The 23,544-nt window shown below is 53.9% G+C and carries 25 protein-coding genes and 1 riboswitch; of the genes, 14 read left to right on the top strand and 11 right to left on the bottom strand.

Features of this window, described 5'->3' with window-relative positions; genetic code table 11:
• Positions 1-53 precede the first annotated feature (53 nt).
• Entirely contained in the window at positions 54-1,070 is a 1,017-nt protein-coding gene (locus tag SRBAKS_RS17405; RefSeq protein WP_229592171.1) for a chemotaxis protein, read from the top strand.
• Between the two features lie 48 nt (positions 1,071-1,118).
• Here SRBAKS_RS17405 and SRBAKS_RS17400 read toward each other — a convergent pair whose 3' ends face one another.
• The 5 genes from SRBAKS_RS17400 to SRBAKS_RS17380 all read right to left on the bottom strand — a co-directional run bounded on the left by SRBAKS_RS17400 (position 1,119) and on the right by SRBAKS_RS17380 (position 5,048).
• Positions 1,119-1,589, bottom strand: coding sequence for a C-GCAxxG-C-C family protein (locus SRBAKS_RS17400; protein WP_229592169.1), 471 nt, complete (start codon positions 1,587-1,589; stop codon positions 1,119-1,121).
• A gap of 51 nt (positions 1,590-1,640) precedes the next feature.
• Complete coding sequence (locus SRBAKS_RS17395) at positions 1,641-2,075, bottom strand: MarR family winged helix-turn-helix transcriptional regulator (protein WP_229592167.1); 435 nt, start codon at positions 2,073-2,075, stop codon at positions 1,641-1,643.
• 115 nt (positions 2,076-2,190) lie between these two features.
• Complete coding sequence (gene hypE / locus SRBAKS_RS17390; RefSeq protein WP_229592165.1) at positions 2,191-3,195, bottom strand: hydrogenase expression/formation protein HypE; 1,005 nt, start codon at positions 3,193-3,195, stop codon at positions 2,191-2,193.
• A gap of 2 nt (positions 3,196-3,197) precedes the next feature.
• Positions 3,198-4,292 carry a hydrogenase formation protein HypD gene (gene hypD / locus SRBAKS_RS17385; protein ID WP_229592163.1) on the bottom strand — a complete coding sequence of 365 codons (1,095 nt, stop codon included), beginning with the start codon at positions 4,290-4,292 and terminating at the stop codon, positions 3,198-3,200.
• Between the two features lie 147 nt (positions 4,293-4,439).
• Positions 4,440-5,048 carry a hypothetical protein gene (locus SRBAKS_RS17380; protein WP_229592161.1) on the bottom strand — a complete coding sequence of 203 codons (609 nt, stop codon included), beginning with the start codon at positions 5,046-5,048 and terminating at the stop codon, positions 4,440-4,442.
• 268 nt (positions 5,049-5,316) lie between these two features.
• Between SRBAKS_RS17380 and SRBAKS_RS17375 the strand changes: the two genes are divergently transcribed.
• Genes SRBAKS_RS17375 through SRBAKS_RS17350 form a run of 6 tightly spaced genes read left to right on the top strand, consistent with a single transcriptional unit; the run spans position 5,317 to position 10,837 of the window.
• Positions 5,317-5,952, top strand: a complete 636-nt coding sequence (locus SRBAKS_RS17375) for an HDIG domain-containing metalloprotein (protein WP_229592159.1) — start codon at positions 5,317-5,319, stop codon at positions 5,950-5,952.
• A complete protein-coding gene (locus SRBAKS_RS17370) occupies positions 5,918-6,835 on the top strand; it encodes a D-alanine--D-alanine ligase family protein (protein WP_229592157.1) in 918 nt (305 codons plus the stop codon). The genes SRBAKS_RS17375 and SRBAKS_RS17370 overlap by 35 nt, the downstream gene beginning before the upstream one ends.
• Positions 6,832-8,115, top strand: a complete 1,284-nt coding sequence (locus SRBAKS_RS17365) for a 3-deoxy-D-manno-octulosonic acid transferase (RefSeq protein ID WP_229592155.1) — start codon at positions 6,832-6,834, stop codon at positions 8,113-8,115. The genes SRBAKS_RS17370 and SRBAKS_RS17365 overlap by 4 nt, the downstream gene beginning before the upstream one ends.
• Before the next feature lie 20 nt (positions 8,116-8,135).
• A complete protein-coding gene (gene kdsB, locus SRBAKS_RS17360; protein ID WP_229592153.1) occupies positions 8,136-8,873 on the top strand; it encodes a 3-deoxy-manno-octulosonate cytidylyltransferase in 738 nt (245 codons plus the stop codon).
• A gap of 3 nt (positions 8,874-8,876) precedes the next feature.
• Positions 8,877-10,001 (top strand): glutamine-hydrolyzing carbamoyl-phosphate synthase small subunit, encoded by a 1,125-nt coding sequence (carA, locus tag SRBAKS_RS17355; protein WP_229592151.1) that lies wholly within the window; start codon positions 8,877-8,879, stop codon positions 9,999-10,001.
• Between the two features lie 32 nt (positions 10,002-10,033).
• Positions 10,034-10,837, top strand: coding sequence for a tetratricopeptide repeat protein (locus SRBAKS_RS17350; protein WP_229592149.1), 804 nt, complete (start codon positions 10,034-10,036; stop codon positions 10,835-10,837).
• Between the two features lie 88 nt (positions 10,838-10,925).
• Here SRBAKS_RS17350 and SRBAKS_RS17345 read toward each other — a convergent pair whose 3' ends face one another.
• From SRBAKS_RS17345 to SRBAKS_RS17320, 6 genes are all read right to left on the bottom strand, one after another.
• Positions 10,926-11,465, bottom strand: a complete 540-nt coding sequence (locus SRBAKS_RS17345; RefSeq protein ID WP_229592148.1) for a D-glycero-alpha-D-manno-heptose-1,7-bisphosphate 7-phosphatase — start codon at positions 11,463-11,465, stop codon at positions 10,926-10,928.
• Positions 11,462-12,487, bottom strand: coding sequence for a 4-hydroxythreonine-4-phosphate dehydrogenase PdxA (gene pdxA, locus SRBAKS_RS17340; RefSeq protein WP_229592147.1), 1,026 nt, complete (start codon positions 12,485-12,487; stop codon positions 11,462-11,464). Before pdxA ends, SRBAKS_RS17345 begins: the two co-directional genes overlap by 4 nt.
• Before the next feature lie 13 nt (positions 12,488-12,500).
• Entirely contained in the window at positions 12,501-12,965 is a 465-nt protein-coding gene (locus SRBAKS_RS17335) for an NUDIX domain-containing protein (protein ID WP_229592146.1), read from the bottom strand.
• Positions 12,966-13,742: 777 nt separating this feature from the next.
• On the bottom strand, positions 13,743-15,212 hold the full coding sequence (locus tag SRBAKS_RS17330; RefSeq protein ID WP_229592145.1) for a hybrid sensor histidine kinase/response regulator: 1,470 nt from the start codon (positions 15,210-15,212) through the stop codon (positions 13,743-13,745).
• Positions 15,213-15,283: 71 nt separating this feature from the next.
• Positions 15,284-15,889 carry an L-threonylcarbamoyladenylate synthase gene (locus tag SRBAKS_RS17325; protein WP_229592144.1) on the bottom strand — a complete coding sequence of 202 codons (606 nt, stop codon included), beginning with the start codon at positions 15,887-15,889 and terminating at the stop codon, positions 15,284-15,286.
• A 9-nt stretch (positions 15,890-15,898) separates the two neighbouring features.
• Positions 15,899-16,489: a TrmH family RNA methyltransferase gene (locus tag SRBAKS_RS17320; protein WP_229592143.1), complete on the bottom strand. Its 591-nt coding sequence runs from the start codon at positions 16,487-16,489 to the stop codon at positions 15,899-15,901.
• Positions 16,490-16,673: 184 nt separating this feature from the next.
• Between SRBAKS_RS17320 and SRBAKS_RS17315 the strand changes: the two genes are divergently transcribed.
• From SRBAKS_RS17315 to SRBAKS_RS17285, 7 genes are all read left to right on the top strand, one after another.
• Positions 16,674-17,069, top strand: a complete 396-nt coding sequence (locus tag SRBAKS_RS17315; RefSeq protein ID WP_229592142.1) for a response regulator — start codon at positions 16,674-16,676, stop codon at positions 17,067-17,069.
• A gap of 13 nt (positions 17,070-17,082) precedes the next feature.
• On the top strand, positions 17,083-17,808 hold the full coding sequence (locus SRBAKS_RS17310; RefSeq protein WP_229592141.1) for an Hpt domain-containing protein: 726 nt from the start codon (positions 17,083-17,085) through the stop codon (positions 17,806-17,808).
• 9 nt (positions 17,809-17,817) lie between these two features.
• On the top strand, positions 17,818-19,488 hold the full coding sequence (locus SRBAKS_RS17305) for a chemotaxis protein CheA (RefSeq protein ID WP_229592140.1): 1,671 nt from the start codon (positions 17,818-17,820) through the stop codon (positions 19,486-19,488).
• Positions 19,489-19,498: 10 nt separating this feature from the next.
• Positions 19,499-19,675: riboswitch (cobalamin riboswitch) on the top strand.
• A 163-nt stretch (positions 19,676-19,838) separates the two neighbouring features.
• Positions 19,839-20,822 (top strand): sirohydrochlorin cobaltochelatase, encoded by a 984-nt coding sequence (locus SRBAKS_RS17300; protein WP_229592139.1) that lies wholly within the window; start codon positions 19,839-19,841, stop codon positions 20,820-20,822.
• Between the two features lie 6 nt (positions 20,823-20,828).
• Positions 20,829-21,848, top strand: coding sequence for a FecCD family ABC transporter permease (locus SRBAKS_RS17295; RefSeq protein WP_229592138.1), 1,020 nt, complete (start codon positions 20,829-20,831; stop codon positions 21,846-21,848).
• Positions 21,841-22,623 carry an ABC transporter ATP-binding protein gene (locus tag SRBAKS_RS17290; protein WP_229592137.1) on the top strand — a complete coding sequence of 261 codons (783 nt, stop codon included), beginning with the start codon at positions 21,841-21,843 and terminating at the stop codon, positions 22,621-22,623. Before SRBAKS_RS17295 ends, SRBAKS_RS17290 begins: the two co-directional genes overlap by 8 nt.
• Positions 22,623-23,528 (top strand): ABC transporter substrate-binding protein, encoded by a 906-nt coding sequence (locus SRBAKS_RS17285; RefSeq protein WP_229592136.1) that lies wholly within the window; start codon positions 22,623-22,625, stop codon positions 23,526-23,528. Before SRBAKS_RS17290 ends, SRBAKS_RS17285 begins: the two co-directional genes overlap by 1 nt.
• Positions 23,529-23,544 lie beyond the last annotated feature (16 nt).

Genomic DNA, 23,544 nt, shown 5'->3' with positions numbered 1-23,544 from the left:
CAGTCTCCAGTGTATTTGAATAATTTCATCATTTTGCAAAGGTACGGTATTCCATGGCCTCCGAATCCAATGGCATTCTGCTCGAAGCCGGCACCAATGAACTTGAAATCGTCGAGTTCTATCTTGAAGAAGAGCCCAAGGCTCAAGAAGAAATAGAGCTCAATGAGGAAATTCAAGACTCGAAGAAGGGACTCAAACCAAGTCGCAAAGGGTACTACGGCGTTAATGTCGCCAAGGTTCTTGAAATCATCAGGATGCCAGATGTAACTGAAATGCCTGAAGTTTCACACGAATCTGTGCTCGGGGCCTTCAATCTCCGCTCGCGCATCATTCCGCTGCTTGATCTCTGCACGTGGCTCAAGAAAAAACGGGTGGAAAATGAGCCGCCCAAAGTTATTGTCACGGAATTCAATCAGATCACGTCCGCATTCATGGTCTCTGGTGTAACACGTATTCACCGTATTTCATGGGAAGATGTCGAAGCGCCCAACAAATACGTTTCCGCCCTCTCTTCCGGTTCCATCACCGGTGTCGTTAAATTTGACAACCGCATCGTGTTTATCCTCGACCTGGAACGCATCGTGTCCGAACTCAACCCGGAAATGCGCCTCCAGTTTGATGACAACGTGGTCTTCGACAATATTTCCAACTACAAAGCGCTCATTGCAGACGATTCTCCACTCATCCGCGAGATGATCAAGGATATGCTCGGACAGGCCGGTTTTCTGGTAGAAAAAACCAACAACGGCAAGGAATGCTGGGACCGCCTCAAGGAAATCAAAAGAATGGCTGCGGAAAACAACCGCCCCATCACCGATTACGTCCAGGTTATTGTCTCGGATATCGAGATGCCCATGATGGATGGCCACCACCTGTGCAAACTCATCAAGGAAGATCCGGTCCTCGCCGATTTGCCGGTAATTCTCTTCTCATCTCTCATCACGGACAAACTGCGCCACCGCGGCGAAACAGTGGGCGCCGACGATCAGGTCTCCAAGCCGGAGATCACCTATCTGGCTCAGAAGGCTGCCTTACTCATTCAGGACCGGCAAGAAAAAGCCAAACGCTGACATCATTCACAGCACAATCAAGGCCCTTGGAAAACCAAGGGCCTTTCTTTATGCCCTTTGTCTCTCCTTTTCCCTGCTCACCAATTCCGCCAGTAAGGCAGCGCCACTGCGAATCAACTCCTGAGGTCTGCCACTCCGGATGAGCTGTTCCCGCCCGTCTGACGAACGCATGTCTACATCCCCGCGTAAATCGCGGCAAACTAGGGACCCGTTCTGACGCAAGAACGATTCAACAAATTCTGACGCGAGACGCTTGATCCGCCCCCTTGCCTCGGCATCCTCTACAGAGACCGGACCGAACGTCACACCGATGACAAGCAAGGCCGCGGCCACGACACCACAGGTCTCGCCTGAAAACCCCATGCCACCAGCAAATCCACCACACATTCCGACCATGGAGCCTTGGTCAAACCCCAACCATGCCCCGAACGCCGCCCCTATGGATTCGGAACACGTACAGCCATCCAGACCATATTGCACGGCCTCCTCCACTACCTGTTCATACTGTTGGTGTTGCATCGAACGTCCTCCTCATTTTATTTGCCTAGGCAAGTATTTGGATAAAAAAAACTACGCTTCCAGATTGGCGAGGACAACCTGCAGGCTGCTGATCATCCGGCTGACATCGGTTTGATCCAATCCCTCAAAATAGGCTGCCTTGGCCTCAATCAGATTGGGCAGGACATCATGAACCAAAACCTGTGCCTTGGGGGTCAAAGACACCAGACGACTGCGCTTGTCTTCAGGATTCCTCTGCCGCTCCAGGTATCCCAGCTTTTCCAAACCGGTGACCATGCGGGTGACATTGGGATGATCGCCTACCACAGGCTCCACCAAATCACTTAACATGGCCTCTCCCCTCTCATGCACCAGCAACAACAGCATCCATTGTTCAGGACTGATGTCGAGTCCTTCCTGCTTGAAATACTGCCCGGCACGATAGCGTAACAACCGTCCAACTCGATAGACCAGATAGCCTGCTGTTTCTTCAATGGTATACTGCATATTCTCCTCAACTTATTTGCCTAGGCAAACATATTACCTGATCACTGTCAATGCAAAAAACCGCCATCCCCCTTTTACAGGCGATGGCGGTTGAATATTTCCCAAGTATTGCCTGCTAGCAAATACGGGGCAACTGCTCACCTTCGAGCATTCCGAGCAGACGCTTCCCGCCCAACGGGGTCACCAGGACCACCTTGCCCGGATTGGCATCGGTCATGGTGCCGATCTGACACGCGCCTGCGCCCAGCGGATCGGCGCGCATGATCTCCAGAGCCTTGTCGGCATGTTCCTGGGGGAGAATGCACAAGAACTTGCCTTCATTGGCGAGATACAACGGGTCCAGACCAAGGATGGAACAACCGCCCTTGACCTCGGCCTTGATCGGCAGATCGCTCTCAATCAACTCACAACAGACGTTGGAGCTGGAGGTGATCTCGTTGAGCGTCGTGGCCAACCCGCCACGGGTGGGATCACGTAACACATGAACCTCTGGCAGCCCCTCTACCAACTTGATGAGCAGATGGTTGAGCGAAGCGGAGTCGGACTCCACCCTGGCTTCAAAATCAAGGCCTTCACGGGTACCGAGAATAGTCAAACCATGATCGCCCACCGTACCCGAAATGAGAACAGCGTCACCCGGCTTGGCCGCATCGCCAGACGGAGCCGGGTCCACGATGATATCGCCGATCCCGGTGGTATTGATAAAGATCTTGTCCACTGCCCCCTTGGGGACAACTTTGGTATCACCGGAAACCACGGTCACCCCGGCCTCTTCGGCAGCCTTGCCCATGGCAGCCACGATCTGCTCCAGATCATCCATGGGGAGTCCCTCTTCGATGATATAGGCACAGGTGATATGGCGCGGAATAGCTCCCATCATGGCCACATCATTGACAGTGCCGTGCACGGCCAGAGAACCGATATTGCCACCGGGAAAGAAAATGGGGTCCACGACAAACGAGTCGGTGGACATGGCGAGACGCCCGGACATGGCCAGCTCTGCCGCATCATTGAGACGGTTGAGTTCATCATTGCCCAGATACTTCAGAAACAGCTCGGAAATGAGACGTTGAGAAGCGCGGCCGCCACTGCCGTAATCGAGAAGAACCTTATCAGACATTGCTAATCCAATTTGTATTTGTAGTAGGCTGCACATGAGCCTTCGGTGGAAACCATACACGGACCGACCGGATTGGCCGGAGTACATGCCTTGCCAAACAGCGGACATTCAACAGGCTGCTTGATTCCCTTGAGAATATCCCCGCATTTGCACCCCTTGAGTGCCGGACCTTCCTCAATGGTGATGCCGAATTCCTTTTTGGCGTCGAACAGTTCCCATTCAGGGCGAATCTCCAGCCCCGAACCGGGAATCAACCCGATCCCGCGCCACAAGGCGTCAGTGGGTTCGAACACTTCATACATGACTTCGAGCGCCTTGGGGTTGCCGTTCTCGCCCACGATGCGGGTGTAGTTGTTGACGACATGGGCCTCTCCCTTGTTGCGCCAGTCTATCATCTGCGTCAGGGATTGAAGAATATCAAGCGGCTCGAACCCGGTCACCACAGCGGACTTGCCAAATTTCTCGGCGATGAAGTTGTATGGTTCCACTCCGATGATGGCGGAGACATGCCCGGGAAGAATAAACCCGTCAATATTGATGGCTTCATCCGAGAGCAGGGCCTCCAGCGCCGTGGGTACTGTCTTGTGAAAACACAGAACACGCAGGTTCTCTATGCCCTGCGCCCGGGCCATCTTCATGGTCCCGGCTATGGTCGGCGCCGTGGTCTCGAAACCGACGCCGATAAAAACAATCAGATCATCGGGATTTTCCTTGGCCAGCTTCAGCGTATCAAAGGGGGAATAGACCACCTTCACACGCGCACCATCGGCCATGGCTTTTTTCAGGTTGCGTCCGTTATCGCCGGGGACGCGCATAAGATCGCCGAACGTGGCCATGATGACACGATCGTGTCCGGCCAAATCCAGGAAAGCATTGACCTCGGACTCGTGGGTCACACAAACGGGACAGCCGGGACCGCTCAGGTGAACGATCTTCTCTGGCAGGAGGGACCGAAGTCCACTCTGAAAAATGGCAACAGTATGGGTACCGCACACTTCCATGAAACGCAGGTCGTTAGTGAGATCTCCCTGCATTTTGTCGAGCATCTTGCGGCACAGGTCGGGGTCGCGAAATTTCTCCAATAATTCGAAGCTCAAATCAGGATCCTTTATGCTAATAGTGGGTCCAATTCGGTTGGGTTAGCGAAAGACATATACCTTCTGAATGATGTGGGCAAATGAAAATCCCACACGAAGAAGAGAACACGACGCACAATTCGGCGATGGAGACAAAAACAGGGAAGATTACTGCTCATCTTCGGCTGACAAGCGCACCTTCTCCCGGATGATGAGAACCTTGCTGGCAAGCGCCACGACCAGAACGGGAGCCATGATGAACGTCAGGACGATTGCACCGATTCCCGACAGGAAATAGGAATCCATTTTCGGGAACAAAATGATGTTTACACAGCGAAACCCATTAGCCAGGGCAAAAAGGCTGTAAAGAACCCCGGTGATCACCACCGCCCTGTGTTTTATCATGGAGGCAAAATAGGATTGGGATATGGCCAGTGAGATGATGAGGAGCAGGATACTGTCGAGCGCCAACCGCGCCTGATACATCGGATTGACGGCCCAGAGCCAATAAAAGGAACAGGTGGAACCAATGAGCAGCAGCCCATAGAGGACATAATGCCGTTTATCCACGCCCTCTCCGAAAAACAGTCGCGCACCGAGCCACAGCGCCCCTACCCCGCCTATCAAAAGAATATGGGACACCACAGCTCTGGCCCACACGCCGACATACACGCCAATGGCGGCGAACAATGAAGCCGAAGCGACTCCAAGGGCACCCAATATCCACCAGCCCACTCCCGGCAGGCGGTAGGTCCGATACAGTTGCCACATCTTCACGGCAATCCCCCCGGCGAGGATACACGTCATGAAAAAAAGGATTTGCAGGTAAACTATAATATCATCACCTCTTTGGACATCGTCGCCTCAACACACCAACGTTTTATTATACTGGATACGCTTGCAAAACCATACATTTTTGCTTTTAAGAGGAGTATGATTTTCCTTGGCACATCCACTTTATTTTTCCTCGCCAGGCTGGTAGGTTATCCCTATCCGGATGCAAAGGGCATCCCATTAATCACAGCCCAACCAGTAGTGCACAGGTATGCCCAACCAAACCTTGACGAATATGAACCCTTACGGATCGCCGCTCCCACCTCCCCCGGGCGTACTGTATGATCCGGTTTTACCCGTGCCTGATGACAAGACCTGCTTTGCCCTCTGGGAACAGTTCGACATGCTTGACAACGTTGCCGAGCACAGTCTCATGGTTGCTCAAGTGGCCACGTTTCTGGCCGAGCATGCCGTGAAGGCCGGGCTTCCGGTGGATGTTGGGACAGTTCGCGCCTCCGCGCTCATGCATGACATAGCCAAAACATACTGCATTCGGCATGGCGGCAGCCATAGCCAGCTGGGTGGATCATGGACACTGGAGTTGACCGGCAACCCTGTTGTTGCCGCAGGTGTCACCCATCACATCTACTGGCCTTTTGAACTGGACTTACACAAATATTTCACACAACTGGTTGTCATCTACGCTGACAAACGTGTCAACCACACCACACTGGTGACTATCCACGAACGCTTTCAAGACCTCATCGTCAGATACGGTATCCCCGACCACTATCAGGACAGGATACGCAAGACCGAACTGCAGGCCCTGAACCTGGAAGCCATGTTGTGCAACACACTGAAGGTGGACCTCAATGCATGTGATTTTGATAGCGGGCGGATGGTCTGACGAACGGGAAGTATCGCTTTCCGGAGCCAAAAAAATCCATTCAGCCCTGGAAGAGCTTGGACATACTGTCACTTTTTTCGATCCGGCCGATGATTTCAAAAGTCTTTTGACCATAGCCAAAGAAGCGGATTTCGCTTTCATCAACCTCCACGGCACCCCGGGGGAAGACGGCCTCATCCAGGCCATACTCGACAAGGCGGATTGTCCCTATCAGGGGGCTGGCCCCGCCGCATCCTATCTGGCCCTGAACAAAGCGGCCAGCAAGGAGGTCTTCGAGGATCGGGGAATAAAGACCCCGGACTGGCAGTTGGTCACGCCCGTTCAAGGCGTTGCTACGCCGCTTGAGTTGGAGCTGCCGGTATTCGTCAAGCCCAACAAGGGCGGTTCGTCGCTGGGCATGTCACTGGTCAAGAGAGCAGAAGACTTCCCCGCCGCCTTGGAAAAGGTGTTCGCCATGTGCCAGTCCGCGCTCGTCGAATCCTTCATCCCCGGCGTGGAACTGACCTGCGGCATCCTCGGTGACGACCCGTTGCCGCTTATCATGATCAAGCCCCGATCGGACTCCGAGTTCTTTGACTATGCGAACAAGTACGCAGAGGACGGCGCAGAAGAGATCTGCCCTGCCCCGGTTGACGAGGAACTGTCCGATTCCATTCAGGCGCAGATGGTCGTTGCCCACAACGCGCTGGGTCTCACCGGCTACAGCCGAGGCGACTTCATGGTCACCAAGGATGGCGAAGCGTATCTGCTGGAAGTCAACACCCTCCCGGGCATGACGCCGACCAGCCTTCTGCCTCAGGCAGCCGGGCATGTTGGATTTTCCTTCACCGAACTCATTGGAGAACTCATCCGCCTCGGCCTTGAAAAAGGAACACATAAATGACAACAGGCGTGAACCTCGCGCTCAAAGCATACGGCCTGGGTTGGAAAGCCGCACTCCCGCTCCTCAAGCTCAACTCCCGCCTCAAGGAAGGCTGGGAACAACGCACCCTCACCGGAGGCATGCCCGCTCAAGCGGATATATGGATGCAGGCTGCCAGCGGTGGCGAGGCCTATCTTGCCTGGGAAGTATTGAAGAATCTTACCTCCCCGTTCAAGGAGACCCTGCGCGTTCTGGCAACCACCAACACGCTGCAGGGATACCAGACCCTGACCCGCGCTGCCGAGGAGATCAACGGTCTCAAGGCCGGACTGGCTGTCCAGCCGTGGTATTTTCCCTTTGACGATCCTGCCATCATGCATCGCATGGTCGCCCATGTACGACCGAAGCTGGCCCTTATTCTGGAAACGGAAATCTGGCCTGGCTTCCTGAGCGCCTGCAAAAATGCCGGCACACACATTCTTCTGGCCAACGGGCGCATGACCACCAAAAGCCTTGCGGGCTATCTCTCCTGGCCCGGCCTGTTCAAAGCCCTGCGCCCGGATTCCATCATGGCCATGTCCGAAGTGGACGGCCGCCGCTTTTCCACTCTGTTCGGCTCGGATAACATCCACATCATGCCCAACATCAAATTTGATCGCATGGGCGCAGCCGGTCCCGGTGCCCGCAAGGACAACCCGTTGCGCGACCTCATTCCGCAAGGGGAAACATTCGTGGTCTTCGGATCCGTCCGCAAGGAAGAGGAACCGGAAATCCGACAGTTGGCGGCCGGACTAATGCGCGCCAAACCGGACACCATTCTGGGCCTCTTTCCACGCCACATGCACCACATCGAGCTGTGGCGAAAATCCCTGAATCAGGCAGGGCTCAACACCCTCCTCCGCTCCCATATAAACGGGCCGGTCAAACCCGGTACCGTCATTCTCTGGGACGCCTTCGGCGAGCTGGTTCCGGCCTACGGGCTGTCAAAAGCAGCCTATGTGGGCGGCAGTCTCGCCCCCCTGGGTGGACAGAACTTTCTTGAGCCGCTGACATGCGGCGTGACTCCTGTCACCGGTCCTCATTGGAAAAACTTTGCCTGGGTGGGACGGGAAATCATCGATTCCGGCCTGGCAATTGAAGCCAGCGACTGGTCTGACGCGCTGGATTCATTGATCAAAATAATTGATTCGAAAGCCGACCGACGCGGGGTTGCCTCCAGGGCAAAACAGTATATCAAAACCCGCAGAGGCGGCGCGAAAGCTGTGTGTAAACAGGTTGCTGATTTCTTCAATAAAGATTAAATACCCCTACACGGAACGAGATGAACGAATTTCCCGAGTGTCACGGCATAATCCCGGCGAGGTATGAATCCTCCCGATTCCCGGGCAAGCCCCTGGTTGAGATCAAGGGTAAACCCATGTTTTGGCACGTCTACAGTCGGGCGGCTCAATGCCCCCAGATGACCAGTGTCACACTGGCGACTGATGACGAAAGGATATTTGAGGCAGCCACGGCGCTGAACGTACCAGTGGTCATGACCCGTAGCGACCACACCAGCGGTACGGACCGCGTACTGGAAGCCGCCCGACAGCTTGAAATCTCCTCCGAAGCCGTTGTGGTGAACATTCAGGGCGATGAACCCTGTCTGGAGCCGGAGATGCTCACTGAACTGGTCACGCCATTTGAAAACGGCAAAGTCCGAGTCACAACGCTGGCGACAGCCATCAGTGAAACGGACGCGCAGTCACCGGATCGGGTCAAGGTGGTACGGGCACAGAATGGCCGGGCGCTATATTTCTCCCGTTCGCTGGTACCCTATGACCGCGACGAGAAAGTGCATGGATTCCTGCTCCACATAGGACTCTACGGATTTCGCATGGAAGCCCTGGAGCGGTTCGGCAGCCTGGAACCCAGCCCGCTGGAACTGCGTGAAAAACTGGAACAACTCCGTCTGCTTGAAGACGGTATCGATATTTATGTGACCGAGACAAGGCACACCTGCCACGGAGTGGACAGGCCCGATGATCTCATCAAAGCCAAAGAAATTCTGGAGACTTAAGCAATGAAAGCGATCCTTGCCCTCGAGGACGGAACCATTTTCAAGGGAACAAGCTTTACCGGACAGGGTGAAGCCTCCGGTGAAGTCATCTTCAACACCGGCATGACCGGGTATCAGGAAATCCTGACCGACCCGTCCTATACCGGCCAGATGGTCACCATGACATACCCGCTCATCGGCAACTACGGCGTGAACCCTGACGACATCGAGTCGGACAAGGTGCAGGTGGGTGGTTTCATCGTCAAGGAATGCTGCAAGCGTCCCTCCAACTGGCGCTCCACCATGTCCCTGCCCGACTACCTGACCGAGGTCGGAGTCATGGGTATCGAAGGTGTCGACACCCGCGCCCTGACCCGCCACCTGCGCATCAACGGTGCACAGCGCGGGTTCATTGCCACCGGCAATGTCGACCCTGAAGAGCTGGTCAAAAAGGCACAGGGAATCGAAAACATGGAAGGCCTGAACCTGGCTGACCGCGTTTCCTGCAAGAAGCCCTATACGTGGGACGGCAAAAAGCCCGTCACCATTGAGAACATGAAGGATTTCTCCTGGTCCGGCACCGGCCCCAAGCTGGCTGTGTACGACTTCGGTATCAAGTGGAATATCCTGCGTCTCATGGAAGCCCAAGGGTTTGACATGATCGTCCTGCCCTCCCATTACACCGCAGCCCAGGTACGCGAACTCGGCCCGGACGCCGTGTTCCTGTCCAACGGCCCCGGTGACCCGGCTGCCGTGACGACTGCCGTGGAAGCGACCAGGGAACTCTGTGAGGAGTACCCCACCGCAGGCATCTGCCTGGGCCACCAGATTCTCGGCCTTGCCATGGGCGGCACCACTTTCAAGCTGAAATTCGGCCACCATGGGTGCAACCACCCCGTCATTGATCTGCACACCGAAAAGATCGAGATTTCCTCTCAGAACCACGGTTTCTGTGTCGATATTGAAGGGTTGGATTTCCTGGAACCCACACACACAAATCTCAATGACAACACCCTTGAGGGGTTCAGACATCGCGAAAAGCCGATCCTTGCCATTCAGCATCATCCAGAGGCCGGTCCCGGTCCTCACGATAGCCGCTATTTCTTTTCCAGATTTCGTGATATGGTCAGGGAAACCACAGGTCTATAATCAAGCGGATCGAATAAACGGCAGGAGCAACCATGTCCTCTGATCTAATAAAATCGCGCAAGAAGCTGAACTCAGTCACAACCCTTTTGAAAAAGGGCAAGTATATGCCCGCCGTTCAGGGTGTGCATGACGGACTCATCCTTTTCCTCAAGACCCAGGTCATGAAGAATGAACGGGAAGAGTTTGAAGACCTTCTGCACAAGGTCACCTATGCGCTCAACTCCGACAAGGAGCTACGCAAGATCTATCCCTTGGTCATCAGCTATGAACCGGGAAAAGAACGAGCGTTGCTCGACGCCATGCGCGAGCTCCTGCAGGAACTGCAAAAAGCGCTGAACGAATCCGTAAAGGGTGACATTGAAGCAATCCAGGCGCAAAAGAAAGCCGCCCTTGAACAGGGACAAAAGCATCTGGACAGTGAAGAATGGGACAAGGCCACCAGCATCTTCGACCAATTGGTCAAAGACTTTGAGGGAGATGCCGACCTCAAGGCTGACATCGCTGACCGGTATCTCAATGCCGGAAGGTACAAAGAAGCCTACCTTATGCTGGATGGCGCGCTCAAAGACGATCCCAATGCCATCCACCTATACAACCGCATCGGCATGGTCCTGCGGAAAATGAAAGACTATGAGACAGCCGAAAAATATTATCTGAAGGCGCTCACCCTGACGAGCAAGGATGAATACCTGCATTACAACATCGGCAGACTCTACTATGACTGGCGAAAATGGTCGAAGATGGCGCAATCAGCCAAAGCAGCCGTGGCCATTAATCCCGACTTTGATGAAGCGGTCAAAATGCTTAAGTTCGCGCAAAAGAAATTGGGCGAATAATTTCCCAACGGCACTACACCCAAAAGGGTTCCTGTTCAGGAACCCTTTTTTTTGACTGTATCAGCCAGACGAGACGGAAATACAACACTCATCCAAGTGACTTGATAATATTTGCTGCGCCTACCAGGTCGTCAACCACATAGTCGGCGCTATCGCGGCACCGCTCTTCATGGGCTGCGCCTTTACCTGTCCGCACCAGAATGGTGGTCGCTCCAGTGGCCCGTCCTACCCCCATATCGGCTTCCTTGTCGCCAATCATGAAGGCTTCCTGCGGATTGAATCCGTGTGCTGCGGCAGCCTGATCCATAAGACCGGATGCGGGCTTGCGGCATGAGCACTGCGCTTCAGGCTCATGCGGACAGAAAAACACGCCATCAACAGTAATCCCGTACTCGCCCAACAGTTCCATCATTCGCCCGTTGCAGGCATTGACCGAAGCCACATCATAATACCCACGCCCGACACCGGACTGGTTGGTCAGCACGACCAGCCCATATCCCATAGCCTGCATGAGCTTGAGCCCTTCCACTGCTCCGGGCAACAACTCCACGCCATCCGGGTCGCTCAGGTAGTGCTTGTCAAAAATGATGGTCCCGTCCCTATCAAGCAGTATATAGCGCTTACTCATGCCTGGCCCCCTTTGCTGCTGACCAGAGCACGCGCCATATCAAGGGCGGCCTGAAAACTCTTTATGGACGCCTTGCCCGTGCCGACCAGATCATAGCCTGTACCATGATCCGGCGATGTGCGCGGATACGGCAGGCCCAATGTGACGTTCACGGCCTGACTAAAATGCAGCAGCTTCAGTGGAGCGAGTCCCTGATCGTGATACATGGCCAGCACTGCCGGGTAGTCACCCTTGGCAGCGAAATGAAAGATGGTGTCTCCCGGAATGGGGCCGACCACGTCGAGGCCTTCTGCTTTGGCGGCCTCCAGGGCAGGAATGACAATGCGCGTCTCTTCGTCGCCGATCTTCCCGGACTCTCCCGCATGCGGATTAAGACCGCACACGCCCACCGGGCCGGACAATCCCAGTGTCCGCACAAAATCGGCGGTCAGTCGGAGGCAATGCAGGATGCGCTCCTGCGTGACCAGCCCCGGCACTTCGCGCAGAGCCGGATGGGTGGTAACCAGACTGACCCTGAGTTTGGGCGCATCATCTTCCGGGTCGTGCCCGCACAGGTGCATGCAGACCTTGTCCGCCCCCACGCCCAACTTTTCAGCCAGAAATTCCGTGTGTCCGGGGAAATTGAACCCTGCGGATTGAAGCATGGCCTTGTTCAACGGACATGTGACCAGACCATCAGCGATCCCGCCCTTGAGCACGTCCACCGCAACATCCAGACTGACACCTGCGGCACGTCCACCTTCGGTACAGGCCACACCTTCCGGGAAATCCCCTCCCGCAAGCTGCGGCGGTTCATAAAGATACAACCCCGCGTCCCTGCTTCGGACATCACCAGGCACCTCGACGACTTCATAGGAAAAATCCGCATCCAATCGGGCAGAGACCCGATCCAAAGCAGCGCCGGGACCAATCAACAAAATACGTTCCATCGATTCCGGCTCATCCATAAAGTGGCGGACCACCAATTCAGGACCTAGGCCACAGGGATCACCAATGGTTATACACAGCGTTTTCACATTCATATCCAATTACAATCTATGAGTTAGCCAAACTGGCAAGGAAATCGTTCAGGATGACCTCGTGATCGAAAGCCAGCTCAGGCCACTTCCCCAAAGGGAAGACCTGCGCCTTGGCAGCATCGTCGCCAGCGGCCAGCTCGTCAGGATTGAGCGGGATGCCGATGTAGGTCACACTCAGGGTATGCTGGCGAGGGTCACGGTTGGGGTCCGAATAGACACCAAGCAAACCGGTCAACTCCACGTCGAGGCCGGTCTCCTCTTTCATTTCGCGCACTGCGGCCTGTTCGCAGGTCTCTCCATAATCCACGAACCCACCGGGCAAAGCCCATCCGTACGGAGGATTCATGCGCTCAATAAGGACAACTCCGTCCCCTTCGGGCGTGCCATTCTTCATATGAATGACGACATCCACTGTGGGGGTGGGGTTCTTGTATCCGATAATATCCTTTCCGCAATGAGGACACGGCGTCTTGCTTTCCATGCTTCGTCTCCAGGTCAAAAGTACTATCGGACTCTCCCTGAACCGCTCGGTCAAGTCAACCGGATGTGCGGGCAATTCAATTTTTTTAACCCATCGACATATTCGAATTGCGTCTATTCAGCACAGCAAATTGGCTTACCTGACGAACTCAACACGACAAGTGGAATAACGATAATTGCTTGATATTATTTGAAATAAATATTTAACAAAAACCATACGAGAAAGGCTTCATCGGTCCAACCGGTGAAGCCTTGTGTTTCTCGTGTGCAAAAGAAAGGAAGTAGAATACTCTTATACAAGCAACTGTCATGCCAAGCCAACATTTCCAACCAATATTATTGTTAACACACTCTATTTCAAGGATTTATATTTTATGAAAAGTATGTGTACCCCGATTCACCTGCATGCAATCAGTACAAGATTTTTAACCTTTCACCCAAAACCCCCAGTTTCCGGTAACAGGCGGTACAGTTTTTTTAACACCGCTCTGTCACTCCGCAAAAAAAACGTACACCATACGAGAAGGGCTCCACCGATATATTCGGTGAAGCCTTGTATTTCTCGTGTGCAAAAGAAAAGAAGAAGTATGCAGCTATATTAGCAACGGCCGTGCCAAGCTCTCCTCTTCTACAATATGTATTTTTAATCCATATATTACAACACTATACGACACACAATAAAATCTAACCCCAAAGTACTATCCAAAGAAATGCGTACAACTTTTTTTACTCTTCTGAGAAAACCCGCTCTTTACGGGAGGAGGCGGTACAGGATTTTTTACGACTCAAGACCCATTGGAAATGAAAAACAAAAAGCGGCGCCCTGACCGTATTCACTCTCCACCCAGACGGTCCCGCCGTGCTTTTCAACAATGGTTTTGACAATGGGCAGGCCGAGACCGGTAGACTGTTCCCCGGCAGTAGGACGAACACTGGTCTTCTGAAATGACTGAAACAACAGATCTTCCTCACCCGGAGGAATGCCCTGTCCACTGTCACGCACACACACTTCGGCCATGCCGTTGCGCTGGCACAGCGTCACGAACACACTGCCCCCATCCGGGGTAAACTTCAGGGCATTGGACAACAGGTTGTCCATGACCTGACCGATACGGCTGGTGTCAAATTCGAACTCGCCCGGATCATCACACTCTGTAGAAATGGAAATATGCTTTTTCCTCGCGCTCACGGAATGTATGCGAATACGCAAGGCGATACTATCGATCAGACTGGCCCGGGTCTTATGGAGCTGCAGTTCACCCGCTTCGATAACCACGAGATCAAGTAAATCCACCACAAGAGCAAGCATATGCTCATTGGCACTCCTGATGTTCTCCAACGCCTCGCGCTGCTCTTCGGACATCTCGCCAAAGACCCCTTCCAGCAACAACTCGGTGAACCCTTTGATACCGTTGATCGGACTACGCAGATCGTGTGACGCCATGCCAAGAAAGCGATTCTTGACAGCAATGGCGTTCTTATAATTACGCATGGTCACGATATTTTCCACGCTTTGTCTTGCCCGACCCAACAACTCCTCAACCTCAAACGGCTTGGCAAGAAAATCATTTGCCCCGCCTTTCAGGTATCTGACAGTGAGCATGGGTTCATCGGAATTGGATATCCCCAGTATCGCAAGTTCATCCTTGCGATACTGCATGCGCGCCTGTCTGGTGAATTCCACTCCGTTCATTCCCGGCAATTCATAGTCGACAACAGCAAGCGTAAAATCGTTGTCTTTCAGAAGCTCCATACCGATTTCAGCGTCTTCCACAGCCACCACGTCATACATTTGGCGACTCAGAATATCATGGAGGAATTTGCGAAAACTCTTTGAGTCCTCCACGACAAGTATCCTGACCTGCTGGTTTGTTCTGAGCAGACGGATATATTCGATAATGTTGGATACCGCGTTGGGATCCTTGATGACATAATCAAGAATACTCTTGCACAACATCTCCTCGCGGATGAGCGAGTCCATGTTGGCCGTAAACACGAGAGTGGGAATATTCCTGCCGCAAAAGAGATCCACGATCTCTCCTTCGGAGGAGTCGGGCAGTGTCAGCCCGAGAATGGCCAGAAAGACCGTGTCAGCGCGGGCGTCAAGATATTCCAACGCAGCTGCCTGAGTCTGGCAAATGTGCGTGTCAAAACCAAGCTCTTGACTAATCCGCCGTTCGAGCTCGGCGCAGATGTAACGGCTGCCTTCGACAATGAGAATGGTTGACCTGGAGTCATCTTCTTTCATTATCACTGGTTCTTTTTCTCTCATGAATTGAAACGTACCCCAGGATAAAGACTAAATACAGCCCCTTATATTTATTTCACAGAGACAGTAAAACCCTTTTCACACAACTTGGTGACTGTGACCGCCCCCTGACGAAGGACCTCGACCTGACTGGAACCTATCAGGCGGACAACGGTCGAAGGCTTGTCGCCTTTGGGCCACGGCGGATCAAGATAGATGGCCCCCACCTTATCGATCAACTCGGGGTCAAGATCTTCCGGCAGGGCCACCGGCGGCTTGCCGGAAAAATTGGCAGAAGTGGACACGAGGGGCTTCTTCAACCGCCTGGACAGTTCTGCAGCAAACGGATGCCCGCTCCACCTGACAGAGGTATACCCATCCTCATCGGAGAGCAGGGAGGGCAACTCAGGAGCCGCTTTGACCAGAATGGAGAGAGGACCGGGCCAAAAGTTCTTGGCCAGATTGAGTAGAGACGATGAAATTTCGTTGGAGACCAGATTGAGCATTTCCATGCTGCCTATGATCAGAGGCAGCGGTTTGCTCCCGGCTCTCCCCTTGATATCCGCCACCAGGGCACAGGCCTTTTCTTTGGTTGCATCACACCCGAGACCATACAATGTTTCCGTTGGATAAATTATCAGTTCTCCAGCCTCAAGGGTCTTGAGCAAATTGTGCATTTCAATCTCCTATCGTGTGTACCATTCAGCTTTGAGTTGTTCGAGTTCTTCTGCCGAGAATGAGGGTGTATCATACATACCAGCCTGAGCACGCTGTGAGGAAGCCTGGGAAAGTATGATCGCTGCAGCCACAGACACATTAAAGGACTGCACCATACCATACATCGGAATATATATCTCGTCTGAAATGAGTTCAGCCAATTCAGGGGAAGTCCCCCTGTGTTCATTACTCAAAATAATCGCTGTCGGGCGAGTGAAATCAAAATCCATGACCGGACGGGCCGTTTCGGAAAAACCGGTCCTGAGAACCTGCATCCCCTGATCGCGCAATCCCGCGACCATGGTTGAGGCATCCAAATGCCGGGTGCGATTGATCCACTTTTTGGCCGATGCGGAGCTCTTCTTTCCAAGGTCCGGCCATTGAGACGTGGTGTAATACAAATGCACCCCAGCCACGCCAAAAGCGTCACAACTGCGCAAAACAGCCGAGACATTATGGGGATCCCATATATTATCTATTACCAAAGTCAGATCCTTCTGACGTTTGGCCAGAACCGCATCGATACGCGCTTTGCGTTTGTCAGTGATTTCACGTGTCATGACGGGTTGGTACCGATTATGAAGTAGATTGGCAAGTGATCTGTTTTGATTTATCAAGAGACCTGCAAAGCACAGCTTCCATCTTAACCTGTGATAAATTTTATCATCATATTGACTTTTTTTTATTTTTAGTAAGAAAGTATTATGTAATAATTAAATAAAGTGATCGCCAACGAGGAAAGCAATGCGTGCACTCATAGTTGAAGACGAATTTTTAAGTCGCAAAGTGTTGCGCTCATTTCTCATGACCCTCTTTGATGTCGACATAGTGGTCAATGGTCGGGAGGCCGTGGAGGCCTTCAAACTCAGCCATGTCGAAAACAGGCCTTATGAATTGATCCTCATGGATATCATGATGCCGGAGGTTGATGGAATTGAGGCGTTACAAAAGATTCGAACGCTTGAGGAAGAAAACAACTATACGCCCAAGGCAAAAGTCATCATGACGACCGCCCTGGATGACCCGCAGACAGTCATCAAAACATTTTATGACGGCGGGGCATCAGCATATCTGGTAAAACCAGTCGCCAAGGACAAACTGTACAACGAACTGGAAAAGCTCGGACTTTTGAGCAAATAAACAAGGATCAGAAATGAGCGAAGACCCGATGGTTGAGGAGTTCTTCTCCGAGGTCAACGACAAATACTACCCTCAGGTGATGGAGGGGCTTGAAATGCTTGAGGGCGATGACCTCGGTGAAGGCATCGAAATTCTTGCTCGCCCGTTGCACACCATCAAAGGCGTGACCGGCTTCATGCCGGGCTTTGAGGAAGCTTCGCATTTTACTCACAAGATTGAGGATTTTCTGAAAAAGGTGCAGGCTGGCGAAGTTGAGGTCAACTCGCACAACATCACTCTGCTCCAGCGCGGCATCAACATGATTTTTCAGGTCCTTGAACAATTGCGAGAGGGCAACCTGGATGAAGAGGAGCAGGAAGAAGTCCTTGCCCTTATCACCGAAGCTTCCTCCAGCGGACAGGTTGAAGAGAAGGCGCTCGGTGCCGGTGTGGATGTGGAAACGCGCGATGGCGTGACCATAATCAGGGTCAAGGATCCCCGCGTTCATCTGGACGGGCATTTCAAACCGATCATCTCGGCAATTCTGTTCATCGAACCGGGCGACTCCATTTTGCTTGACCTGGCGCAAGTCCTGACATTCGGGTCCGGTGCGTGGGGCGCAGTCGCAAGCATGGGCACCACGTTCAAGATCGCAGCCTGCAACCTTTCACCGGACGCCAAGCAGACTTTATATGCGTGGAGATTTGACAAAACAATCTCCATCTACACTGATGAAGAGACCTATTTTACTGCTCAATAAGGGGACGACATGCAAGACAGCATTATTCAGTGCATCGAGGACATAGAAAAACAAATCCTCGACGTGGAAACTACCGGCAACGGAGCCGGAGAAGCCGTCGATGCACTCGGGTTGTCGAGCATTAGACTCTCGTCCGTTGGCGTCGTTGCCATTCTGGACATGCTCAAAGACGGTATCACCCCGCCCAGCCAGGAAATCATTACCGCCATGCTCGGCATCTGCGAAGCGCACAAGAAATTTTTCTTCGCTCTGGGCGGCGTGCTCGATGAAGGAGCTGAAGCCCTCGCCAAAATCGAGACAAAGTCCACTGCCGCCCCTAAAATTGAAGAGTCGGAAGAGGAAGCCGCAAAAGCCTTTGAAGAGCCGCCCACAGCCGAGGCTGAAGCAGAGGTTGAAGAGACAAGCGAACCGGAAAAGCAAAAAGAAGAAAAGCCCAAGCCAAAAGCAGATGCCAAGACTGGGACTTCTGCCATCGCCTCCATTCGTGTGGCAACCGACTCTCTGGATCGAGTCATTGAACTGGTGGGCAAGCTCATGGTCACCTACGCTGTCATTGCGCAGGGTGGTGCAACAAACATGAGTCAGGTCGCCTCATCACTGCGCGAACTAGACAACGTGATCAGTAAACTCCAGAAGGAAGTCAATTCCATTCGACTGGTGCCGCTGAAACAAATTTTCATGCCCATGCACAGGTTGGTGAAAAGCCTCAGCCAGAAGATCAACAAAAAACTCGACTTCCAGGTCAAGGGAGACGATCTGGCTCTGGACAAGACCATAGTGGAATCTCTCAACGAGCCGCTGGTTCACCTCCTCAGAAATGCTGTCGACCACGGCCTTGAAGACCCAGAAGGTCGCAAGGCAGCCGGCAAGAACGCGACAGGTGTGGTTACGCTGTCCGCATGGCGCAAGGGAGACACAGCCTATATCCAGGTCAAGGACGACGGCAAAGGCCTCGACCCTGTCAGGATTCTCGCCAAAGCCGAGGAAAAAGGACTGACCGAAGAAGGAAAGGAATACGACGATCCCAAGGAAATACTCCAGTTCGTGCTCCAAAGCGGCTTCTCCACTGCCGAAACAATCACGGACGTTTCCGGTCGAGGCGTGGGCATGGATGCTGTTGTCAACGCCATCAAGGTCACACTGGATGGTGATGTCTCCATCGAAAGCGAACTGGGACACGGGGCGGCCTTTACCATATCCATCCCCCTGGACCGCTCGGCCAACGAAGGCATTGTGGACGCTCTGGTCTGCAAGGTGGGTGGTGATACGTTCATCGTTCCCAGCCGGGATGTCGTGGAAATATATATGCCCCGCCTCAACGATGTCGTGGAATTGCCGGACGGCCGCGAAACCGTGGATGTGCGTGGTGAAATTCACTCCCTGCTCAGATTGGCCGACCTTCTCGACTTGACGCCGGAGATCGACAACATCGAAATGACACAGGCAATTGTCGTGCGCGTCGGCGACTACAAAGGGGCGATCCTGGTGGATGAAGTCCTCAAGCAACAGCAGGTCGTCATCACCGGATTCACCGTTCCGGTAGAACAGATTTTCCATATTCCCATCCTCGGCTACGGCATGATGGGTGAATCCGACGCGCTGGTCATCGACACCGAAGAAATGATCAAACACTTCCAGGCACGCATTGAACGAGACGCCCGAGAATCCTTGACAACATAAGCCTGACAAGCATAGTTACGAGTTTCTTGGTGCCCCGTGGGCTTAATAGGGAATCCCGTGCAAATCGGGAGCGGACCCGCCGCCGTGACGTTTCGTTGAACCGCTTTCATAGCGCCACTGGATATATTCCGGGAAGGCGAAAGCAGGAGAAACCAGCCGGAAGACCTGCCTAGACTCACTGACATGACTCTGCATCTCCATGCAGTCAGTGCGATTGTCCAGGTTTTGCCTCGGTGGTACGAGGGCTTACCACTCACAGGCATTGAAGGGAAAAAACGGTTCCCCTTCCTCGTATTATTCAGAGGGAGGGGTTTTTCATTTCCTACTTGCCCACTCCTCAAGGAGAAATCATGAGCTTCAACAGACTCCCTGCAGTCCTGCTCGCCTGCGCTCTTGTTCTTTTGCTGATGACCCCGGCTCTCGCCGGTCATGGCACGGATGGTCCCACCAAAAAGGCCATTGTTCTGGCTGCCTTTGGCACCAGCTACCCCAGCGCGCTGGAGTCCATCCTGAACATTCAGAAAAAAGTGCAGACCGCCAACCCAGACATTCCCGTCAAGCTGGCCTTCACTTCCAGCATCATCCGCGACATCTGGCATGAACGGCAGGGCGACCCGGCCTGGCAAAAGGAACATCCCGGGATCCCCAAAACCATCATGTACGTAAAAAGCCCTCTGGCAACCGTCACTGAGCTGAGCGATATGGGCTTCAAGGACATCTCCGTACAATCCCTGCATGTGTATTCCGGCGAAGAATTCTCCGATCTCAAGGAGATGCTCATCGGTCTGCGCTCCATCCGCACCGTCAAAAGCAAAAACGCCCCCTTTGAACGCCTGAGACTGGGCCGCCCCGCGCTGGGCATTTCCGGCACTGTCTATCCGTACACCGAAGACCTCAAGATCGCCGCCAAAGCACTCAAACAGGATGTCGACAAAGCCAAGAAAATGAATGCAGCGCTCGTGTATATGGGGCATGGCAACGACTTCTACTCCACCGGAGCGTATGCCGAATTCCAGCGTGAAATGCAGCGCACCTACGAGTATCCCATTTTCATTGCCTGCGTCGAAGGATTCCCGGATTTCAATTACATGCTCACAGCGCTGAAGGACGCAGGCAAGACCGCGATCCTGCTCAAGCCCTTCATGATCGTGGCAGGCGATCACGCCACCAACGATATGGCCGGCCCCGAAGACGACTCCTGGTTGCAGTTGTTGAAAAAGGAGAAATTCACGGTCACGACCGATTTGCAAGGCCTCGGCATGATGGATGCCTGGGCTGACATCTATGTGCGCCACCTCAAAGACGCCATGGGCCAGACGCATCTGCTGCCTTAACGAATAATGACCGCCGTCTCCCGTACATCCATCCTCCTGCTTCTGGCCTCTGGGCTGGCAGGTCTGGTGATCCTCGCCACCAGCATGGGGTTCATCTCCATCGCGCCCGGTGAGATCATCACCATATTTTTGGATGGATTGCGCGGGGCGGCGGATTCCGTCGATCCCCTCAAGGCAAGCATCGTCTTCGAAGTACGGCTCCCCCGGATCATGACGTCCCTCTTCGTGGGCTTCGGCCTAGCCGTGGCAGGCGTGGTCTTTCAAGGCTTGCTCCTCAACCCGCTGGCTGACCCTTTCACTTTGGGGGTGTCGTCCGGCGCCGCGCTGGGAGCGGCCGTGAGCCTGCTTCTGGGGCTTTCCTTTCTCGGACCGTCCACGCTGGTCCTCATGGCGTTTCTGGGCGCAACCGCCACGCTGTTCGCGGTCCTTGCCATGTCCGGGCGTGACGGGGAGCTCTCTCCTGCCAACCTCATTCTGGCCGGAGTCATAGTCTCGGCCATCCTGTCCGCCGGTATCAGCTTCATCAAATATCTGGCCGACGAACGGGTTTCAGCCATCGTCTTCTGGCTCATGGGGAGCTTTGCCGCCCGCTCCTGGCTGGATGCCATGCTCACAGGCGGAATCACGCTTGTCGGCTTCACACTCTGTCTTTTTTACGGACGCGACCTGAATATCATGAGCCTTGGCTCCCGGTCTGCAAAAAGCCTGGGGGTAGACACAGGGCGGGTTCGCCTCCTGCTCCTGATCACGGCTTCCCTGATCAGTGCGGTCTGCGTCTCGGTATCCGGCGTCATCGGGTTCGTGGGCCTGATCATCCCCCATCTCATGCGCATGATCCTTGGCCCGGACAATCGCTGGCTGCTCCCGGCATCTGGCCTGGGTGGCGCCATTCTCCTGCTGGCCGCAGACACATGCACCCGCGCCATCCTGCCGCATGAGGTGCCCATCGGCGTCCTCACGGCCCTGATCGGCGGCCCCATCTTCTGCTGGATTTTCACTCGCACACGAAGGATGCGCCGTGGCTAACGCAACCTTCAAATTACACGGGGTCCATTTCGGCTACGCCGACACCCCTGTCCTGAGCAACCTCGACCTCACCTTTGAACCGGGGATGGTACATGGCGTGGTCGGCCCCAACGGGTCAGGAAAATCCACCCTGCTTGCTTTGCTCTCAGGCCACCTCAGACCCGGCACAGGGACCATACACCTCAATGATATCCCCCTGACCGCTCTTTCCCCGGCCACACTGTCAAGGCTGTGCGCGCTGGTGCCTCAGGAGCTGGATTTCAATTTTCCCTTCACAGTCCATGAGACAGTGCTCATGGGACGCCACCCCCATATCCCCAGATTGGCACGCCCCACAGACGCTGATTATGCCATGGTCACTGCGAGCATTGACAAGATGGACCTCGACAAGCTGCATGACCGTGTGCTAGCCGACCTCTCCGGCGGCGAAAAACAGCGCGCAGTCGTAGCCAGAGGACTGGCTCAGGAGACACCTGCCCTGCTGTTGGACGAACCCACCTCCTCCATGGATATTCGTCACGCACTGACGACCATGACAGAGCTGAAACGTCTGGCCCACACAAAGAATCGGACCATCATAGCGGTCTTGCACGATCTCAATCTGGCGGCTCGTTTCTGTGACCGCATCGTCATGCTGCACAAGGGCCGCGTCCACGCTCAAGGAGACGTCACCGAGACGCTCAATCAAGACTCCATTGAAACCGTCTTCAGAGTCCGCGCTGCACTGCACGAGACAAAAGCCGGACTACAGATCGTCTATGTAAAGGAAGTATAGTGACCCGTTTTTTTCTCTCGCTCTGTTTTGCCCTGCTGTTCTGTACAACGGCCTTTGGCCAGACCGTCACGGACAGTACCGGCAAAACCATTACATTCAACACGCCCTTCAAGCGCATCATCTCGCTGTATGCGGCCCATACCGAAAACCTGTTCAAACTCGGGCTGGAGCGTGAGATCATCGCTGTCTCCAAAGGCGAAGACTACCCTGCAAACGCCCTTGAAAAACCGACCTTGAATGCCCGCGACGGCGTAGAAAAGCTGCTGGCCGCAAAGCCTGACCTGGTGCTTATCCGCCCCATGTTGTCACGGGGATATCCCGGCCTCTGGGCTGCCCTCAAAAAACACGGTATAACGGTTCTCTCTTTCCAGCCAAACTCCATCCCGGAAATGTATGCATACTGGCGCTCCCTGGGCAGACTGACCGGTCGGGAAGTACAGGCTGAAGCCATGGTGGAAGAATTCAAAAGCCGTATCATGCAGGCCGAAGCCCGACTGGAAACCGTGCCCATGGAAGACCGCCCCAACGTATTTTTCGAGTCTGTACATCGCAATATTTCAACGTTCTCCCCCGGTTCCATGCCCTTGTTCGTGCTGGAAATGGCCGGTGGCATCAACGTGGCCACTGACGCACGCCCGAAGCGCGGGACCAATATCGCCAGCTACGGGCTGGAACGTCTCCTGAACAAGGGGAAAGACATTGACGTGTATCTAGCGCAATATGGTGCCATGAATCAGGTTTCCGTCAAACAGATCAGGACCTTTCCGGCTGCCTCTCGCATCAAGGCCACATTGAGCGGCAACATATTTCTGGTGGATGAACATCTCGTATCACGCCCGACCATGCGCCTCCTGCTCGGCATAGAAACCGTGCATCGACTGCTGCATCTGGAAGCCGGGAATTAACTGGGCACAACAACGG

It is taken from the genome of Pseudodesulfovibrio sediminis (assembly GCF_020886695.1).
GTDB classification, from domain to species: Bacteria; Desulfobacterota; Desulfovibrionia; order Desulfovibrionales; family Desulfovibrionaceae; genus Pseudodesulfovibrio; species Pseudodesulfovibrio sediminis.
The sequence above is the reverse complement of the archived record's forward strand: the minus strand, read 5'-3'. Positions and strand labels throughout refer to the sequence as shown.

What these genes read in the sequence shown, in the direction of transcription:
- SRBAKS_RS17405 (WP_229592171.1), top strand. Translation starts at nt 54, where the DNA reads ATGGCCTCCGAATCCAATGGCATTCTGCTCGAAGCCGGCACCAATGAA.
- SRBAKS_RS17400 (WP_229592169.1), bottom strand. Translation starts at nt 1,589, where the DNA reads ATGCAACACCAACAGTATGAACAGGTAGTGGAGGAGGCCGTGCAATAT.
- SRBAKS_RS17395 (WP_229592167.1), bottom strand. Translation starts at nt 2,075, where the DNA reads ATGCAGTATACCATTGAAGAAACAGCAGGCTATCTGGTCTATCGAGTT.
- hypE (WP_229592165.1), bottom strand. Translation starts at nt 3,195, where the DNA reads ATGTCTGATAAGGTTCTTCTCGATTACGGCAGTGGCGGCCGCGCTTCT.
- SRBAKS_RS17375 (WP_229592159.1), top strand. Translation starts at nt 5,317, where the DNA reads ATGCCCAACCAAACCTTGACGAATATGAACCCTTACGGATCGCCGCTC.
- SRBAKS_RS17370 (WP_229592157.1), top strand. Translation starts at nt 5,918, where the DNA reads ATGCATGTGATTTTGATAGCGGGCGGATGGTCTGACGAACGGGAAGTA.
- SRBAKS_RS17365 (WP_229592155.1), top strand. Translation starts at nt 6,832, where the DNA reads ATGACAACAGGCGTGAACCTCGCGCTCAAAGCATACGGCCTGGGTTGG.
- kdsB (WP_229592153.1), top strand. Translation starts at nt 8,136, where the DNA reads ATGAACGAATTTCCCGAGTGTCACGGCATAATCCCGGCGAGGTATGAA.
- carA (WP_229592151.1), top strand. Translation starts at nt 8,877, where the DNA reads ATGAAAGCGATCCTTGCCCTCGAGGACGGAACCATTTTCAAGGGAACA.
- SRBAKS_RS17350 (WP_229592149.1), top strand. Translation starts at nt 10,034, where the DNA reads ATGTCCTCTGATCTAATAAAATCGCGCAAGAAGCTGAACTCAGTCACA.
- SRBAKS_RS17345 (WP_229592148.1), bottom strand. Translation starts at nt 11,465, where the DNA reads ATGAGTAAGCGCTATATACTGCTTGATAGGGACGGGACCATCATTTTT.
- pdxA (WP_229592147.1), bottom strand. Translation starts at nt 12,487, where the DNA reads ATGAATGTGAAAACGCTGTGTATAACCATTGGTGATCCCTGTGGCCTA.
- SRBAKS_RS17335 (WP_229592146.1), bottom strand. Translation starts at nt 12,965, where the DNA reads ATGGAAAGCAAGACGCCGTGTCCTCATTGCGGAAAGGATATTATCGGA.
- SRBAKS_RS17330 (WP_229592145.1), bottom strand. Translation starts at nt 15,212, where the DNA reads ATGAAAGAAGATGACTCCAGGTCAACCATTCTCATTGTCGAAGGCAGC.
- SRBAKS_RS17325 (WP_229592144.1), bottom strand. Translation starts at nt 15,889, where the DNA reads ATGCACAATTTGCTCAAGACCCTTGAGGCTGGAGAACTGATAATTTAT.
- SRBAKS_RS17320 (WP_229592143.1), bottom strand. Translation starts at nt 16,489, where the DNA reads ATGACACGTGAAATCACTGACAAACGCAAAGCGCGTATCGATGCGGTT.
- SRBAKS_RS17315 (WP_229592142.1), top strand. Translation starts at nt 16,674, where the DNA reads ATGCGTGCACTCATAGTTGAAGACGAATTTTTAAGTCGCAAAGTGTTG.
- SRBAKS_RS17310 (WP_229592141.1), top strand. Translation starts at nt 17,083, where the DNA reads ATGAGCGAAGACCCGATGGTTGAGGAGTTCTTCTCCGAGGTCAACGAC.
- SRBAKS_RS17305 (WP_229592140.1), top strand. Translation starts at nt 17,818, where the DNA reads ATGCAAGACAGCATTATTCAGTGCATCGAGGACATAGAAAAACAAATC.
- SRBAKS_RS17300 (WP_229592139.1), top strand. Translation starts at nt 19,839, where the DNA reads ATGAGCTTCAACAGACTCCCTGCAGTCCTGCTCGCCTGCGCTCTTGTT.
- SRBAKS_RS17295 (WP_229592138.1), top strand. Translation starts at nt 20,829, where the DNA reads ATGACCGCCGTCTCCCGTACATCCATCCTCCTGCTTCTGGCCTCTGGG.